Below are 18,248 nucleotides of genomic sequence, written 5' to 3' on the forward strand. Positions count from 1 at the left end.
AACTTTGTATCAATACAATATAACAATTAAATGGAATTCAAATTAAACACGATCGAAGAAGCGATCGCTGATATACAAGCAGGAAAAGTAGTTATCGTCGTAGATGACGAAGATCGTGAAAATGAAGGTGATTTTATCACCGCAGCCCGCAACGCAACTCCCGAAATTATCAACTTTATGGCAACCCATGGTCGGGGTTTGGTATGTGCTCCTATCACCAAAGAGAGAGCCGATGCTTTGCATCTTGACCTGATGGTGGGGCAAAATACAGCGGTTTATGAAACTAATTTCACTGTTTCTATTGACTTACAAGGATACGGTTGTACAACAGGGATCTCTGCATCTGATCGTTCAAAGACGATCAAGGCAATGATAGACCCAAATATTCACTACGAAGAGTTGGGTAGACCTGGTCATATCTTTCCATTGATTGCTAAAGATGGTGGTGTACTACGTCGAACAGGACATACCGAAGCAACTGTTGACCTTGCTCGTTTGGCAGGTTTTGAACCAGCAGGTGTATTGGTCGAGATCTTAAAAGAAGATGGTGAAATGGCTAGATTACCAGAATTAATGGAAGTAGCCAAAAAATTTGATTTAAAAATCATCAGTATTGAAGACCTTATTGAATACCGTTTAAAACACGATTCATTGATTACTGAAGAGGTGACTGTCAATATGCCTACACAATATGGTGATTTTCAAATGAAAGCCTTTACTCAAAAAGATACGGGTGAACAACATCTTGCCCTTTATAAAGGTGAATGGAATGAAGATGAACCTATTCTTGTTCGTGTACATAGTTCCTGCGTGACCGGTGATATTTTCGGATCTTGCCGTTGTGATTGTGGACCTCAGCTTCATAAAGCGATGGAGATGATCCAAAACGAAGGAAAAGGTGTGATTGTCTATATGAATCAGGAAGGCCGTGGTATTGGGCTGATCAATAAATTGCATGCTTACAAATTACAAGAGAATGGATTGGATACCGTTGATGCCAATGCTCAACTTGGATTTAAAGCTGATTTGAGAGACTATGGTGTTGGTGCACAAATCCTTAGAAATCTAGGGGTAACAAAAATGCGCTTGATGTCCAATAACCCAACAAAACGTGCAGGATTGGTCGGCTATGGGCTGGAAATCGTAGAAAACGTTCCTATTGAAATCACCGCGAATCCCTACAACGAAGAGTATTTGCGAACAAAAAGGGATCGTATGGGACATACCATTATGAAGAACTTATAATAAAGGTCAAAAAGAATATCGAAGAAGCGGTGTTTTTCCATGGAAAAACACCGTTTTTTTTAAAAGTATTTATTTTTTATTGATTTGTTTTTTTCGATAAGGTATCAATGAACTCGTTATACTCGGTTTATTGGCCAGAAAGAATCTTTAATAGATTTTCATTGCTGTTGAGCTTGTGACAATAGGAAGGTTTTATAAAAGATGTGATGTTATCATGGCAGTTCTTTCAGTAAATAGAAGTAACTTTATATTAATGGATACGCAGGGGAAACATATCATCTTTTTTGACGGTGATTGCTTAGTTTGTAATCGTTTTGTTCAAATCCTATTGAAAATAGACTCCAATAATAGGCTTCTATTTAGTTCCTTACAATCTGATTTTGCTAAAAATAATTTACACATTATTCCAAAAGATATAGATTCTATTGTTTATATGTCTCCTAGCGGAACTTATATCAAAAGCGAAGCCATATTGAACATCTGCAAAACATTGGGTCTTCCCTATTCAATCGTCTATTTTCTCAAAATACTACCGAAAAAGTGGCGGGACTTGGGCTATGATTATTTTGCAAAAAATCGCTACAGATGGTTTGGAACAAATAAGTATTGTACGGTTCCGAACGAACAGCAACGGAGAAAATTCGTCTAAGCAAAGCTTCCTATAAAATTGCCTGTTTGCGAAACAATAGGCATACGAATATTGTTTCAAAAACAGCTGATGTACCAATTAATCCAAGGCAATACATCAGCAAGAATAAATAAGTACAGGTCACAAATAGCAGCAATGGCTTGTAAAAAACAAAAAATAATGACTCCAATGAAAAATCCACTTTTAATTAACAGAGCTTATATAAACGGAAAATTTATCACATCAAAAAAAACGTTTGATGTTGTCAACCCCGCAACTGGAAAGACAATTGCAGCATTACCGGATCTGACAGTAGCAGATTGCACAAAAGCCATACAGGCGGCTGATAAAGCTTGGAGAAGCTGGAAAAACACAACAATTTCGGAACGATGTCTTATTGTTCGCAATTGGTATAATCTTATTCAACAAAATAAAGACCTGCTTGCTGAAATTATGACACTTGAGAGTGGAAAACCGCTCAATGAGTCGAAAGTAGAAGTAGATTACGGGAATTCATTTGTTGAGTGGTTTTCCGAAGAGGGGAAGAGAGCCTATGGGGAAACGATTCCCGCTCAGAAAAAAGGGGTAAGAATGATGACAATCCGACAAGGTGTCGGAGTCGTTGCGGCAATTACGCCCTGGAATTTCCCTTTGGCCATGATCACCAGAAAGGTCGCTCCGGCACTTGTAACAGGTTGTACAGTAGTCCTCAAACCAGCATCCCAAACACCTTTATCTGCAATCGCATTGGTTAAACTAGCCGAAGAGGCAGGCCTGCCAAAAGGCGTCTTCAACGTCATTACGGGAAAGGACAGCGCTGGTATCGGAAAGGAACTTGCTACAAATGATCTTGTACGTAAACTTTCTTTTACAGGTTCTACTGAGGTCGGTAGGACATTGATCGAACAATCAGCCTCAAACATTAAGAAAGTCTCCATGGAACTCGGCGGAAATGCTCCCTTCCTTGTATTTAATGACGCAGATATTGACGCCGCAGTGGAAGGTGCTATTGCTGGTAAGTTCCGAAACTCCGGACAAACTTGCGTTTCTATCAACCGCTTCTTAGTCCAAGAAGACGTCTACGATGAATTCGCTACAAAACTCGCTCTTGCTGTACGTCAATTAAAGGTAGGCAATGGACTCGACAAAGGTGTTCAGGTAGGGCCATTGATCAATGCCAAAGGTTTAGAAAAAGTGCTGCATCATGTTCAAGATGCTTTGAATCATGGGGCGGAATTGGCAGCTGGTGGACATGTGATCAAAGGTCTGTTTTTCCAACCTACAGTCCTTACCAATATTCCGAAAGAGGCACTGATATTTCACGAAGAAACTTTTGGCCCAGTCTGCGCATTGTTTAGTTTTAAAACAGAAGAAGATGGTATAGCCATGGCCAATCACACTGAATTTGGCCTTGCCTCTTATTTCTACAGTACCAATATCAATCGTTGCTTTCGTGTGGCGGAACAACTTGAGGCAGGTATGGTAGGTGTTAACACAGGATTAATATCGAATGCTGCAGCTCCTTTTGGTGGGGTAAAACAATCTGGCGTCGGTCGTGAAGGATCAAAACATGGACTCGATGAATACATGGAATTGAAGTATATCTGTTTCGCGGAATAGATACGATATAGCTGAGGTTACATTTTACTGAAATAGGCTATTTGCACTATACAACCATTGTTGGTATGACACAAATAGCCTATTTATACAGGTAATTCTTATTCTTAATCACTCTTTCTTGGCAATGAAACCAAAAGATAAATTTCAACTGTAACTAACGCTGCGTTTTAATAAATGCTGTCAATTTTTCCCGAGTTGAACTAAATGACAGTGCATCGCCCACCTTATCATAGTTCTCTTTATCCACACAGCTTGGATAAGCGTATTTAGCAAAAGCCAATTTGTTGTCGTCTCTTATAAATAATTCCATGAGGTCTATGATTTCGGAACTGCGCAATCGCCTATTTTTCAATTCCTGAGCCGCCACCTGCAAACGGTCCTGATCATTTTCTTTTTGATTGAGCAGATCATTCAACTGGTTAGCGTCATTTTTATCCTGATAACCAGTATCGATCGGATCTTCCTGATTTTGATTATTATTACCTCTATCATTCTCAGACCGGCCATATCGCTCGTCATATTGTTGATCCCGATCGTACCTGTCTTCATTATAATCACCATTATTATAGTTGTCGCCATTGCGATAATTATCATTATATTGACCAACAGGATTCATCGATTCCAAAACAATACCTCTATTTCCGCCACGGCTGCTTACTGAAAATACAACATTCATATATTGACCATTTTGGTCGACGAGCTGCACACCCCTCCCATTTAAAGTCCTCCGCTGTCTGTTTGCAAATACAATACGGAGATTATACCTCGGGTTTTGCAAATTCGGCACACGAATATCAGTCGAGGGCCTATTATTGTACAAAACATTATTGATATAAAGAAAGAAGGGAACATCGGCCGAATAGATATTTAATGTTCCGCCGTAAGGTCTATAGCGTTGGGCAAATCCTCCAGTTGCGATAGCAAGCAACATGATCACAGTCAAAAGTCTCTTGTACATATTCCTTTTCAATTTATAATCGTTCGACTATCGAGAATATAAAAGGATTAAGAAAACTAAGAATTTAACGTTTTATCCGTATTGTTCTTATTTCTGATTTTTTTGTAGAGCTTCACAGCCATCATCAGGGAGATAGACAGTATTAAAAGTCCGAGGACACCAAATATCCAATTGAGAGCAGATTTTAATACGACTGTAAATACGATAGCAAATAATAAGACGGTCGCCAGCTCATTCCAAAGGCGCAATTTGGTCGAGGACCAAGTAGATGATTCCCCTTTTAATTGAAACATAATACGTTGGCAAGCAAAATGATAAAGGATCAGTCCCAATACAAAGGTGAGCTTGACATGCATCCAGCCCATGGTCAACAATCCCGGATTAATATACAGCATGACAAGAGCTGCTAGAATAGTGAGGTACATGGCTGGTGTTGTGATGATCCACCACAATTTACCCTCCATCAGTATAAACTGTTTATGCAAAATCCCATACTCTTCCGCAGATTTTGATTTAGCTTCGGTATGGTAGATGAATAAACGAACGATGTAAAATAATCCAGCCATCCAACAAACCACAAAGATAATATGAACTGCTTTTGCGTATAAATAGACCATAGGTACAAAAATAAGAAAAGTTAGGGGCAATCAATAAAGCTAGGCTTTAATTAGAAAAATCTTACATGCTGTATACAAAAGACAGAAATCCATCCCGATTACTTAATTTTAGTTTTCAATAATGCATGTTAAATAAACAACGCTTCCAATCCGATATAGATAGTACACTTATCGGATTGGAAGCGTTGGTATTTCAACTGATCTATTTCTTTTGTGGAGAAGTTTTCAGTTCCTTATATAACAGAAATAAATGGGCTGCAGACCAGCTAAAATGTGGTGCTTTGAGCCTTTTGCCTGTGTGCGCTTCATAGTTTTCATGAATTGGTCCATTACCAGATAACCCTTCCAATCGCTCAAAGACTTGTTTGGTATACATATCCGCTTCCTGTTGATAACCGTATTTCCTTAAACCAGCAATTGCAAAATAGACTTGATCGAGCCAAATAGGCCCGCGCCAGTATCCTCTATCCATGAATTTGGTATTGTCTAAAGCCGCTGTAGGAAAAGGTACAAAGGAGGCAAATTTAGCCGTATCCTGCATCACACGAACCACAGCTTCAGCTTGTGGCACAGTAGCTAAACCTGTCCACAATGGCGACCAGCCTTCAGGCCCAAAACATGGAATAAGTGCTCCATTCAGTTTGCGATCAAAATAATAACCGCGCTCCTGATCGAAGAAGTAATCCATGGCAAGGTATGATTCTTTTTTTTCCCTAAATGGTACTCCGAGCATTTCCGCAAAATGCATCAGATATTTTCGTTCCAGCTTAAGATAAGCACTGAGCTCCACAGATTCCTGATCCATGCTCCAGGCACCTTTTTCATTCAATAACATCTGGGTACTATCGTACCGAATAGCGTTGTCCATACCGCTTTCCCACTTCGCGGCTTCCAATGTTCCATCCGTAGCACCATACTCACAGATACCATTTTTATTGTGATCCCGGTAGCGAAACCACCATTCATGGTACAAGACTAGTTTATCGTACATTTCCCGTACAAACGATAGGTCATGATCGGCTTCATAGATAGCATTTACCGCCCAGGCAGCTAATGGCGGTTTGGAATCACGGTAATTATTCTCGCGATGGTCCGTATAGATACAATCGGCAATCATCCCGACGCTATCTTGAAAGTCAAACATAGCGCGAATCTGATCTTTCGCCAAAGCGGGATCTATCTGCGCCAATGCAACGGCATGCTTCCATGAATCCCAGGCCCAAAATCCAACAAAATAGTCAGCTACATGTGAAGGGACAACACCATCATGTTTTAATTCCTTTTTTGCACTCCGCCAATTGCTCATCAGGGTCATCATACTTTTCACCATAATGCGATGTTCCTCCATGGAGAGTTCCGGACGAGTATTTGAGCTGATATAATTCGCCCAGCGTGCTGTATGTTGCACGCTCAAAGCCTTGCTTTGCTCAACAGCGGTTTTTGCCGCTATAAGTGCTTTTTCTAAGGTGATCGGGTTGGCATAATGGGTCAGGACAATCTCTGTATCAGCCTTTTCTAAATGGGCTTGATATTTCCCCTGATCAAAAGTTACTTTCACACCAGCTTCAAAAGATAGTAAAATAAGTTCTCCATTTGGAAGTTTAGACCACAGGGTATTACCTGCTAGTGTCCATTGTCCTTGATTGAGATTGCCATAGGTCCATAGTTCTTTTGATGATTTGTTTTTAATATGTAATATGGCTGTTGTTGATGAGACCAGTTTAAGAGTTTGCTCAACTTCCATATCCTCTCCTCGCAAACGCATCCACAAGCGATCCGGATAATAACAACTGCTATCACGGCTCAGTAGATTTTTTTCTCGAGCCGGAGCTGTTCCAATCTGCAGCAATGCACTACTTAACCAATCGCGCGCATCCAGATCATAGGGGCCACAAAAACCTGTTACTGTCTTATTTTCATGAATGCCAAATCCGACCCAGGCGCCGCGGTCGGTATAAAAGGGATTTGTTCGGCGAGTGGAACCTTCTGGTTGTTGCTCGACCCTTAACAATCCACCATAGCCATCCATTTTAGGAGACTTGACCGTATTGCATCCTATCAAAATCAAACAAAAACTAATTGTAACCCATAAGGTTTCGATCTTATTTTTCATAAATAACAAAAAAAAGTAACTAAAAAGGGTACACTGAGGTCAATCAATATACCATGGATGATCGCAACGAGAACATATTGTTTGCCGGAGTATTGTGTGATAATGGGTAATGCAGTATCCATACTTGTGGCGCCCGCAACAGAAATCGGCGCCAATGGGCCAAACCATTTTCGAGTTAATGGAGCCATCAATAGCGCCAATAATTCACGCATCAAATTCGACATCAACGCTATAGTTCCCAATGTGACACCCTTATATTGTGTAATAAAAATACTTGATAAAGAGTAGTAACCAAATCCAGATCCTACAGCCATGCTTTCAGCGGCATTCCAGTCGCGGATAAAGAAACTGACGATAAAGGTACCTAACAATGTTCCAACAATAGTCGCCAAGGGGACGAGCACGATGCTTAAATTAACTTTTCGTAGAGATATCAAGAGTTCCCTATCATAACCAATGGTAACCCCAACCAACAACATCAATGCATAGAGGACATAAGTATTCCATTCTTCTTTCAACAATTCGGCTGGAATAATTCCCTTGAAACCGACAAAAACACCCACGATAAAAAATGCGAGAATGATCAAACTACCTTTCATGTTTGCTAAAGAATAAACGATAAACGAACCATGAGCAAAGAACACTTCCAGCGACTCCTGCCAATGTGATCAGTATAGCTTGCAATCCCAATGTATCAAGATTGTCTACTATTTTTGGATTTTGCCCGACCTCTCGTCCCAAAAGAAACAGTAAGGCAAATATGACCAATCGGACAAGAATACCTGTATGTTTAAGAATAGGAAAGGACCGAAGTCCTATCCCTATTCCTACACCTAAAAGCATGACAAAAAAAACGGTAAACATGCTCCTTAATTAATTTTATCATTTGACTTGATCTCCAATAATGGAACAGGGTAAAAGTTGTGCTTAGCCGGATCAAAACTATTCCGACCAATAGCTTGCAATGCTTCTTTCGCTTTCCCCCATCTTCTCATATCGTAGAATCGGGTATTTTCCAAGGCAAACTCCACGATACGCTCATGTTCGATACGTTTTTTGACTTCGGTAACAGACAAATTTAAAGGAAGTGCTGGCATATCTGCCCGCTGGCGTACCTGATTGATCAAAGAGATGGCATCGGCAGGACGATTACGTTCATTTAAGGTTTCAGCCAATAACAGCAACACATCAGCATAACGCATCAATGGAAGATTGACTGCTGTGCGGGACTTATCCAAATCGGCTGCTGTTCGTGGTAAATACTTTCTGAAACTTGCCCGGTCAGATCCAGCTCCAAATATTTCATCGTAGGTAAAGCCATAAACTCCCCCATTCTTCAAATCATTAAAATAAGGATCATTGCAGAACAAGGTCTGGTACATACGTGAGTCATAACGTCCTGTTGTAGCGATCTTACCCTCCTTTTTAAATTCGCTTAAGAGCATCTTGCTTGGTAAGATTTCATCCCAACCACCCAACTCTCCTACAGCGATCCACTTATGCAGTGCTGTGCGGTAACTCGCACCATTAGCGGTATTATCAGTAAATTGAAGTTCAAAAATAGATTCTGCGCTATTTTTATTGGTGCCGTCAAACATAGACAGGAAATCTTTTTCCAGGTTATATCCTGATATTGCTTTAAAGGCCTGTTCAGCTTTCCCGAGCAATTCTTCTTTCTTGGCCGTATTTTCATATGCTAATGTTAAATAGCTGTAGCCAAGGTAAGCATTCGCCGCCCCTCTGGTAGCTCGACCAATATTGGCTGCCTCCTGTTTCACAGGCAAATTGCCAACCGCAGCCTCCAGATCCCCGATAATAAAAGCCCACGCTTCCTCACGTGTAGATAAGGCCTTGTTAATCTTTCCTTCACTGGTGATATATTGATCGCGGACAACGATCTTTTCCCAGTTAAGCAATAGTTTCAAATGGTAATAGGCGCGCAAGAACTTTGCTTCGGCAATAATCTGATTTTTCTTATTTGCATCCATTTCAATCGGTGCGGTCTTCTCTATCACTTGATTTGCATAAGAAATACCGCGATATGCTTTACTCCAATAGGCCGTAAATTGACTATTACCATTGGTATAGGTAAAATTATAGAGTTCTACCCAAGTCTGATAGTTCAATGCATCGCTACCGATTTCACAAGCATCTTCACGATAAGCCTCGACCGGAAATTTTACCTCCGCAAATTCCCATACATCCGTTGCTGCTTCCAACTGCGAATAGGCAGCAGAAAGTCCAGACTCAGCATCCTCGGCATTACGCCAGAAGTTATCTGAAGTAAGTTTGTCCGGTGATGTTAAATCTAATTTATCGCTGCAGGACAATGTCGTGCTTAGCGCACAAGCGATACAAAGAATCCATTTATAATTTGTTCTATTCTTTTTCATCTTCTAGTTTCTTTAATTATGATACAATAAATACCCAAGTCTTAAAATGTAAATTGAACTCCAAAGGAATAGGACTTGGTAAATGGAAAAATATAACGGTCTACCCCTGTATTCAACACGCTGGATTTATTGTTAACTCCAGATGGTGCAAACTCAGGATCAATTCCCTTGTATTTTGTCCAGGTATATATATTCTGTCCACTGATATAAAACCGTAGATTTTCTGAACGGATCGCATGCAATAGATTTTTAGGCAAAGTATACCCGATCTGTAGCTGACGTAGTCTAATAAAGTTACCCGATTCCAAAAAGCGTGTGGACTCACGGCTGTTTCCATTTGGATCTTGTAATACAGCTCGCGGAACATCGGTATCCCGGTTGTTTTCGGTCCATGCATTTAACGTACTGCTCAAAAAGTTGGATCCAGAACTCATGGCTTCAAAAAAGTAGCGATTCCCATTATAGAGTTTATGGCCCCAGCCACTTCCAATCAATGCCGAAAAATCAAAGCCTTTGTAAGAAGCACCAAGATTCAAACCTACTTCCAATTTAGGAATTCCTGTACCACTGTATTTCTTGTCTTCATCATCAATCACACCATTACCATCGACATCGACAAAACGGATATCGCCCGGCTTGGCATTATCTTGTAGTAATTCACCCTCCTTATTGACATGTTTGTTCACCTCCTCCATGCTCTGAAAGATACCATCGGTTTGGTAAAGGAAGAATCCTCCAATCGGATATCCTACACGAGTCTGATTCGGAAAATGTTCGGTATCGAATTTTAGGCCATTTCCCAAAAGAATCTGGTCTTCATTAGCGAGGCTGACGACCTTATTTTTGAGAGTTGAAAGATTTAAGCCGATATCGTATTGAAACTCATTTTTCCGATTTGCATACTTGAGTTCAAGCTCAAAACCCGAGTTTCGGATCTTTCCGACATTTAATGTCGGATCTTCCAAACCCGCAGATGGAGCAACTTTCTTAGTGATCAAAAGATCATTGGTGGTCTTGATAAAGTAATTTACCGAACCTCTTAATACATTATTGAATAGACCAAAGTCTGCACCTATGTTTTTAGATTCCGTCGTCTCCCAGCTCAGCAGTCTATTCTCTAGTCCCATTGCAATACTACCGGGCCACGGATTGCCACTTCCGCGTACATATCCCATGTATAAATTATTGTAGGTGCTGATCAATGCTTGGTGGTCGTAGTACCCCAAAGCGACCTCATTTCCGAGCTTCCCCCAGCTTCCTCTTAATTTCAGATTCGACACAAAAGATTCTTTCGAGAAGAATGATTCCTCATCGATCTTCCAACCCAATGCTATTGAAGGAAAACTTCCATATCGACTATCCTTTCCAAATTTAGATGAACCATCACGACGTAAGGTCAACTGTACGAGGTAACGATCGGCATAAGAGTAATTGACACGACCAAAGATAGACATGCGGTTATAGTCATACTTAGAACCATCCGCGGAGAATGTTCCACCTTGTCCCGAACTGATCGTCATGAAATTGGGATCCAAAAATCCCTCGGCACTTTCCTTGCTCATCAGTTTACCATTCTCAACCGAGTATACGATCTTCTTTCCTTCAACACCTACATTATTCCAATTGGATTCCTGCATATTCAACGAACTACCCAAAAGCGCATTTAAGCTATGTTTTCCAAATTCTGTTTTATAGTTCAGGAGATTATCAAAGACCTGTTCCTGCCAATAGCTGCGTCCCTCCCAATAAAAAGGAAATTCATACGGGTTCTTTTCATCCGAGGCGAATGGAGGATAATGGTAATAATTTTGTGTATTGATTGCATTGAATGCATAACTTGTTTTAAAGGTTAAGCCTTTCATGATATCTACACTAACAAAAGCATTTCCGGCGAAATCTTGCTTTTTTGTCCAGCTTGTTTTATAATGTTCGTCGGCAATCACATTGACATTATTGGGAATACCGCCCCAATTTGTCAAACCAAAACCACCTTTTTCCGTCGAGTCATACACCGGTACCAAAGGCGAAATCATATACGCCTCTTTTAGACTAAAATTGGGGCCATGGTATTTGGAATTTGTATAGGCCATATTCCCTTCCACGGTGAAGATATTCTTCTTGGTTCCCAATTTCATACGGACATTTTCCTTTTTGAAATCGTTCGCGATAACAACACCTTTGTCATTACTTAAGTTCGCAGACAGGGAATAGCGGGTATTGTCTTGTCCGCCCCTGATAGCAACGCTATTCGCTGTGGAAAGCCCTGTACGGAATACCTCCTCTTGCCAATCGGTATTATTGGTACGAGGCTTGTTGATATAGTCGGGGAGTTTGACTGGCGTCGTAGCGTACTTATTGTATTCCTCATACATTTGACGATGCACTTTTACATAACCGTCAGCGTCGAGCACTTTTAATCGATTAGACGTTTCTGTTACATTCGTAAAGCTGTTGATGTCTACAAGAATTTTTCCAGCTTTACCGGCTTTAGTTGTGACGATAACAACACCATTGGCAGCCACAGATCCATATATTGCGGCAGCGGCACCATCTTTGAGTACCTCCATGCTCTCTATATCATTGGGGTTGACATTACTGATTGTACCGGGGAAACCATCTATGATATACAGTGGTTCATTACTGCCGAAGGTATTGACCCCACGGATCTTGACCTGCACTCCTGCTCCTGCAATACCACTATTTTTCTGCACATTGACACCAGCAGCCACCCCTTGTAATGCCTCAGCAGGGTTTGTTGTTGCACGTTTTGCCAGATCCTTTGTGCTAATACTTGCTATTGCACCCGTGACATCAGACTTCTTTAAAGTGCCATATCCGATCACAACAACCTCATCAAGTTCTCTATTTCCGCTATTTAAGGTGATATCGACATCTTTTCCCGCCTGTACATTAATTTGTTGGTTTTGGTACCCCACATAGCTAACCTGAAGTAAGTCCTTCGCATTGACTTCTAGAGAAAAAGCGCCTGAAAGATCTGTAGCGACGGTTTTCCCACTGCCCGAAGCATGTATACTCACACCGCGTAATGGTTCACCTTTTTCATTTACAACAGTTCCTTTTACTTGCCCCATTTGCTGTTTGTTTGCAACCTTACGTTTTAATAAAATCCGTTTCCCCGTAATGTCGTATGTAATCGAGCTCTCTTGTAACGCATCTTTCAACAGAGCTTCCAAGCTGCTTGCCTGACTGTCATAGAAAAGTGGTGTCTTGACATCTACATCCGAATTACTGAACATAAATGAATAGCCATACTTTTTTTCAACAATCTCGATAAGTGACTTAAGATTTGAAGACTCCTTTTTGCCTGATATCTGCTGCGCGTTTACAGCAAAGAAGGTCTGGCTGAGGAGTAAAAGACTCATCAGAATAGGTTTCTTTTTCATAATTTTTGGTATATTTTGTTTTAAGTAGTTTACATCATCAATTTTTGGTTATCGTTTTTTTGAAACTATAGCAACAGATTTGCCTGCTATTGTATATTCGATTGGTGTAATGACATTGATCAATTCCAAAATTTCTCGTAAACTTTCAGTTTTCACTTTGAATGTATAATGTCTATCGGGATCTGCTCCCCTCCAAGTAATATTGACACCATACCAACGCTCCAATTTCTTAAGAACACTTTCCAAAGATTCGTTCTCAAAAACAAGTTCCTCAGATTTCCAGGTGCTATATTGTACCGCGTCCAATTGTCGTATCTGCGTATACCGACCAGTCCGTTTATCCAATTGGATCCAATCATTAGGTTTCATTTCTCCGATCAATTGTCCTTTTTTATCGTTTATCGCAACTTTTCCACGTAACAAGGACACCTCTATCTTGGCATCATCCGCATAGGCTGAAACATCGAAAGCAGTTCCTTTCACGACGACATCCAAATGGGAAGTCTGCACGGTGAAAGGCATATTTTCTTTTTTCACCACATCAAAAAATGCCTCGCCTTCAAGTGTAATCTTGCGATCATGTTGATTGAATGCATGCGAATAGCTCATCTTAGTTCCCGCATTTAACCAAGCTTTTGATCCATCAGGTAATATAACCTGTGACTTTTGCCCTAAAGCCGTATAAACAATTGTTTGCTCCTGCGAAGATGTGTTCATCAAAATATTACGCTGAATAAAATACGTCCCCAATGTCCCTGACAGAAAAATAAGAATCGCAGCCGCACTGACCAACCACCAAAAACGGTTACGGTCAAAAACAATAGTTTTTACGACAGGTTGTATACGATCTTGGATTTTGTCCCATATCCGTGGACGATCTGCCCGATCGATGATCAGTGGCGGTTCTTTGAGATGTATCCATTCGTTTTCCAGCTGCAAAAGATAATAACGATTTTGTTCACTTGAATCGAGCCAAGCTACAATCGCTTCATTTTCCTTTACATCACTCTCTTTTTTTAGATATCGAACTAATTGCTCCAGTGACGGCTTATAACTGCTATTCATTATTTTGGGTTTACGACAAATAGACACCCAGAGCGGAGAAAACCCCTAAAAGGTTTTGTATTTTTTTTAAAATATTTAAATGAGAGTGGAAAGACCTGCACCACACATCGTTAAAACCAATAAAATAGAATCTGGATACAGTATTTGATAGCGTTCAAGTATATGTGCCCGTATTTTTTTAGACGCAATGGACATCTGATTTTCGACTGTCTTGATGGATATTTGCAGTTCTTGGGCGGCCTGCTGATAGGTTTTCTGCTCTTCCTTACAGTATTGATAGACGATTTTACATTTTTTAGGCAATTTGCCAATAGCTTCCTGATAAACAAGAGAAAACTCCTCCATATTGATACACTCCTCTGCTTCCTGGCGGGTCATTTCCTCCTTAAACCAACGCTCTAAATGAGCAGTACGTGCACTTTCATTGCGTAAAGCATTGAGCACACGGTTACGAGCTGCCCGATAAAGATAGGTCTTGACATGGAAAATATGGATTTGATCCCGATCTTCCCATAGTTTAACAAACACATCCTGCAAACAGTCCTCCACCAACTGTACATCACGCGTATAATACCCTAAGAAATGGCATAGCTCATCAAAATAATGATGAAACACTTCTTCCAGCGCTTCTTCATTAATCAGCAGTCCATCCATCAAGGTATTTTTACTCATTTATTAGGTTTTGCGACTAAGCTATAAAATAAAACAAGATTTACAAAAAAAGTAAGTGTGCTCATTTTAACATATTTTGCACGAATTTTCACCATATCCATGATAACACGCATTTTAATGCATTATAAAACAATAAAAAACTTACTTTTTAAATTATTCCCAACTGCCATCCCTTACTTAAAAAAAAGACCTGCTAGTTATAGCAAGTCTTCTTTCTTCTCGATCGGATGTTTATCTAAAATCTTGTTTCGTTTTCTTAGAACTCTTTCTAATCAAAAGTTTAATAGCTAAATTCTTTCACAACCTCGATTGCGTATTTTACATTATCAAAAGGAATATCAGGCATAATACCATGTCCCAAGTTGAATATAAAACCATTCTCTCCGCGCATGCGCTCAAATAATTCTATAATTTTCTTTCTGATAACAGGCTTTTCAGCATATAGTACAAACGGATCTAAATTCCCTTGAACAGCTATTCCCTGTGGCAAGGATTGCTTCATATTTTTAAGATCTGCATTCCAGTCGATTGAAACCACATCTGGCTGCGCCTCCACCATCATTGGAGCAAAGACAGATGATCCTTTACAGAAAGATATTACAGGAATATCCTTGCGGTTCAATTTGGAAATGATCTGTTTGTTATAATAATGTGAAAAATCACGGTAATCATTCCAAGACAAAGCCAAAGCCCAGCTGTCAAATAATTGGATCGCATTTACCCCTGCCGCAATCTGCATATTAAGATATTCTACCGTTACATCAGCAATCTTTTGAAGGATTGTATGCGCCAATTCAGGTTGATTGTTTAACATCAACTTCGTCAACTTGAAATCTTTTGATGAACCGCCTTCAACCAAATAACTTAAAATGGTAAAAGGTGCTCCTGCAAAACCGATCAATGGGATACGATTATCAAGACGTTGTTGAATTACTTTTATGGCATCCGCAACATATTGCAACTTATCCAAACAGTCAACCGATAATGCCTCCGCATCTTTGACAGAACGAATTGGATTAGAAAAACGAGGACCTACTCCTTGTTCAAATGACAGATCGCCACCCATTGCCTCTGCTGTAACCAAAATATCCGAAAACAAGATCGCTGCATCTATTCCCAACAAATCTACAGGTAACATCGTTACGTCTGCTGCAATCTCTGGTGTTTTGCACATTTCGAGAAAAGAATACTTGTTTTTGATATCCCAGTATTCTTTCATAAAGCGTCCAGCTTGACGCATCATCCACACAGGAGGTCTCTCCGTTTGCTGCGAGAATGCAGCTCTAATCAATAAGTCGTTTTGTAAAGTAGTACTCACTATAAATGTTTTGAAATTTCGTTTTCTATTTTTGTAATAATACTGGCCTGTCTTGCAGTTAAATGCAATTTGTTAGCCACATCTGTATACGCCCTTGCCCGTTCATAATCTGTCTTTCGCAGTGCAATATTAGCCAGATTTATCATTACCATACCTTTTTCATTATCTTTTTTCCAGGGTAGACGAGAAGCCAGCTGAAAATGATATTCAGCCTCATCGATACGATCCTCTTTCAAGGCTATATTTCCCATCATAAATTCATAGAAATTACGGCGCCCCTTACGAAGTGTATCTGGATTTTTTATTTCGGATAACAAGTTTTTTGTCTTTTCATAGTCTTGCCGATGAAAAGCTTGTGTTGCCAAGAAAACTGAACCTTCCCGAAAATGGCTCCAAATTAGATAACCGATTCCGCCAGCCAACAATACAGCTGTCTGATAATGCCCTTGGTATAAACCATAGCCCAAAAGTAACGCAGCAATAAAAATAACGGCTATTCTAGCCTTAATTGTCATCATCTTTTATCTGCTATGCGTTATTGTCGGTAAATTTATAACCAACACCTCGGATAGAGTGGAAATAGATTGGATGCTTTTGATCAGGCTCAAAATATTTCCGGAATGTCAAAATGAAATTGTCAATGGTACGCGTCGAAGGATAGACGTCATAATTCCATACAGTTTCTAAAATCTGCTCACGCGAAACGGCTTCATTACGACGTTCGATCAACAGCTTCAATAGCATGGTTTCTTTTTTCGTCAATGAGGTAATCGTTCCATCTGCATGATGCAATTCGTAAGAATTAAAATAGATGGTTTTATCACCGATTTGATAAGAATTCAATTCTTTAAGATCATCTGGTTTCATACCACGACGAACCAAATTTCCAACACGGAGAATCAATTCTTCTAGATTGAAAGGTTTTACCAAATAATCATCAGCACCTTTTTTTAGTCCAGTGATACGGTCTTCACTACTGTTCTTGGCCGTCAAAAACATGATAGGAACCTCTGTATTCTGTAGTCGGATGGTTTCCGCAACCTGAAATCCGTCAATTTCAGGGATCATAACGTCCAATATCACGAGATTGAAACGTTCCTCTTTAAAAACTTTCAATGCTTTTTTTCCGTCAGTAGCCGTAGTGACACGGTAACCTTCCATTTCGAGATTCAACTTGATTGCTTCTAACAAGTGTTCTTCATCTTCGACAAGTAATATTCTTTGTTTACTTTGCATTTCTTTCAAATGTTACTTCAAAAATACTCCCTTTAGGAGTGTTATCTTTAACTTTAATGGTCGCATCGTGCTTCTGCAACACGGTTTTCACGATATATAACCCCAAACCAGTACCTTTGGTTTTCCTTGTCGCTTCACTTCCCACGCGATAAAACTTATTAAAGATAAGTTTTTTCTCTTCATCACTGATACCGATACCATGGTCAGCAACAGAAAAAATTATTTTACTGCTCTCCGTATATAGTTTCACATCCACCATGGCACAGGCCGGTGAATATTTAATAGCATTCTCAATGAGATTTGTCACAACATTACTTATTGCAAATTTATCACCATGGATAATAATATCCGACTCCAGGTAAGGTTTCAATACCTGTGAGCTGCATGAATTCTTTTGAAGTCGATCGACGATTTGCTCCACCAAAGAGGTAAAGTTAAAATCCTCTTTGGGCATGCTGTAATTGCGGCTGTCCAATTTGGTCGTCATCAAGACATTCTCTACCAGATCATCCAATCGCTCAATATCTTTTAGGGAATTTCTTAAAAAAGTCTGTTGTTGCTCTTTATCCAAATCTCGTCGCAAAATGGTCTGAATATAGAGTTTGACGGATGCCAAAGGAGATTTCAACTCATGCGTAATAGCCAGAAGGAAATTTTGCTGCTGTTGCAACAATTTCTGTTCCCGCTCTACCAGGCGCTTTAACCGCCAGGCACCCCATAAAAAAATGATCAAGAAGAAAATACCTTCGCCTATAATCATGTTCTTTTTGCTTGGATCAAACCGGATGAACATCACCCCCCACCAGATCAATTGCATGATCGCGTAAAACAAAAGGAAATAAAAGAGTAAAAGCGCTTTCTTCATGTAGCAAAAATAGTTATTCATCAAGGCATTCGGAAATATCCTAAAGATTATGACACAAAGAAGAAAATTAGCCGATTCACAATAAGATAAAATCTCCCCAGAGGTGGTATATTT

General features: G+C 39.9%; 16 protein-coding genes. 3 read left to right on the forward strand and 13 right to left on the reverse strand.

Annotated elements, in window-relative coordinates; translation table 11 throughout:
* Positions 1-30 precede the first annotated feature (30 nt).
* The 3 genes from LC454_RS07445 (at position 31) to LC454_RS07455 (ending at position 3,493) form a co-directional block, all read left to right on the forward strand.
* Positions 31-1,245: a bifunctional 3,4-dihydroxy-2-butanone-4-phosphate synthase/GTP cyclohydrolase II gene (locus LC454_RS07445; protein WP_120262235.1), complete on the forward strand. Its 1,215-nt coding sequence runs from the start codon at positions 31-33 to the stop codon at positions 1,243-1,245.
* Between the two features lie 214 nt (positions 1,246-1,459).
* The gene (locus LC454_RS07450) at positions 1,460-1,894 is read left to right on the forward strand and encodes a thiol-disulfide oxidoreductase DCC family protein (RefSeq protein WP_223581129.1); all 435 of its coding nucleotides are present in this window, start codon (positions 1,460-1,462) and stop codon (positions 1,892-1,894) included.
* Between the two features lie 168 nt (positions 1,895-2,062).
* Positions 2,063-3,493 (forward strand): NAD-dependent succinate-semialdehyde dehydrogenase, encoded by a 1,431-nt coding sequence (locus LC454_RS07455; RefSeq protein WP_223581131.1) that lies wholly within the window; start codon positions 2,063-2,065, stop codon positions 3,491-3,493.
* Positions 3,494-3,647: 154 nt separating this feature from the next.
* On the opposite strand, the gene LC454_RS07460 is transcribed toward LC454_RS07455, so the two are convergent.
* The 13 genes from LC454_RS07460 to LC454_RS07520 form a co-directional block, all read right to left on the reverse strand.
* Positions 3,648-4,451: a DUF4476 domain-containing protein gene (locus tag LC454_RS07460; protein ID WP_223581133.1), complete on the reverse strand. Its 804-nt coding sequence runs from the start codon at positions 4,449-4,451 to the stop codon at positions 3,648-3,650.
* Between the two features lie 56 nt (positions 4,452-4,507).
* A complete protein-coding gene (locus LC454_RS07465; protein WP_223581135.1) occupies positions 4,508-5,068 on the reverse strand; it encodes a CopD family protein in 561 nt (186 codons plus the stop codon).
* A gap of 202 nt (positions 5,069-5,270) precedes the next feature.
* Positions 5,271-7,181, reverse strand: a complete 1,911-nt coding sequence (locus LC454_RS07470) for an MGH1-like glycoside hydrolase domain-containing protein (RefSeq protein ID WP_223581137.1) — start codon at positions 7,179-7,181, stop codon at positions 5,271-5,273.
* Entirely contained in the window at positions 7,178-7,780 is a 603-nt protein-coding gene (locus LC454_RS07475; RefSeq protein ID WP_223581139.1) for a lysine exporter LysO family protein, read from the reverse strand. Before LC454_RS07475 ends, LC454_RS07470 begins: the two co-directional genes overlap by 4 nt.
* Positions 7,770-8,045: a LysO family transporter gene (locus LC454_RS07480; RefSeq protein ID WP_120262229.1), complete on the reverse strand. Its 276-nt coding sequence runs from the start codon at positions 8,043-8,045 to the stop codon at positions 7,770-7,772. Before LC454_RS07480 ends, LC454_RS07475 begins: the two co-directional genes overlap by 11 nt.
* 5 nt (positions 8,046-8,050) lie before the next feature.
* Positions 8,051-9,574, reverse strand: coding sequence for a RagB/SusD family nutrient uptake outer membrane protein (locus tag LC454_RS07485; RefSeq protein ID WP_223581141.1), 1,524 nt, complete (start codon positions 9,572-9,574; stop codon positions 8,051-8,053).
* A 41-nt stretch (positions 9,575-9,615) separates the two neighbouring features.
* Positions 9,616-12,978, reverse strand: a complete 3,363-nt coding sequence (locus tag LC454_RS07490; protein WP_223581143.1) for a SusC/RagA family TonB-linked outer membrane protein — start codon at positions 12,976-12,978, stop codon at positions 9,616-9,618.
* A gap of 48 nt (positions 12,979-13,026) precedes the next feature.
* Complete coding sequence (locus LC454_RS07495) at positions 13,027-14,043, reverse strand: FecR family protein (RefSeq protein ID WP_223581151.1); 1,017 nt, start codon at positions 14,041-14,043, stop codon at positions 13,027-13,029.
* A 75-nt stretch (positions 14,044-14,118) separates the two neighbouring features.
* A complete protein-coding gene (locus LC454_RS07500; protein ID WP_223581153.1) occupies positions 14,119-14,715 on the reverse strand; it encodes an RNA polymerase sigma-70 factor in 597 nt (198 codons plus the stop codon).
* Between the two features lie 280 nt (positions 14,716-14,995).
* Positions 14,996-16,033 (reverse strand): uroporphyrinogen decarboxylase, encoded by a 1,038-nt coding sequence (gene hemE, locus LC454_RS07505; protein WP_223581155.1) that lies wholly within the window; start codon positions 16,031-16,033, stop codon positions 14,996-14,998.
* Complete coding sequence (locus LC454_RS07510; RefSeq protein ID WP_223581157.1) at positions 16,033-16,551, reverse strand: hypothetical protein; 519 nt, start codon at positions 16,549-16,551, stop codon at positions 16,033-16,035. The genes hemE and LC454_RS07510 overlap by 1 nt, the downstream gene beginning before the upstream one ends.
* A 10-nt stretch (positions 16,552-16,561) precedes the next feature.
* Complete coding sequence (locus LC454_RS07515) at positions 16,562-17,269, reverse strand: response regulator transcription factor (protein ID WP_120262224.1); 708 nt, start codon at positions 17,267-17,269, stop codon at positions 16,562-16,564.
* Positions 17,259-18,134, reverse strand: a complete 876-nt coding sequence (locus LC454_RS07520) for a sensor histidine kinase (protein WP_120262223.1) — start codon at positions 18,132-18,134, stop codon at positions 17,259-17,261. The genes LC454_RS07515 and LC454_RS07520 overlap by 11 nt, the downstream gene beginning before the upstream one ends.
* Between the last annotated feature and the right edge of the window lie 114 nt (positions 18,135-18,248).

Source organism: Sphingobacterium sp. GVS05A, from assembly GCF_019969845.1.
GTDB lineage: Bacteria > Bacteroidota > Bacteroidia > Sphingobacteriales > Sphingobacteriaceae > Sphingobacterium.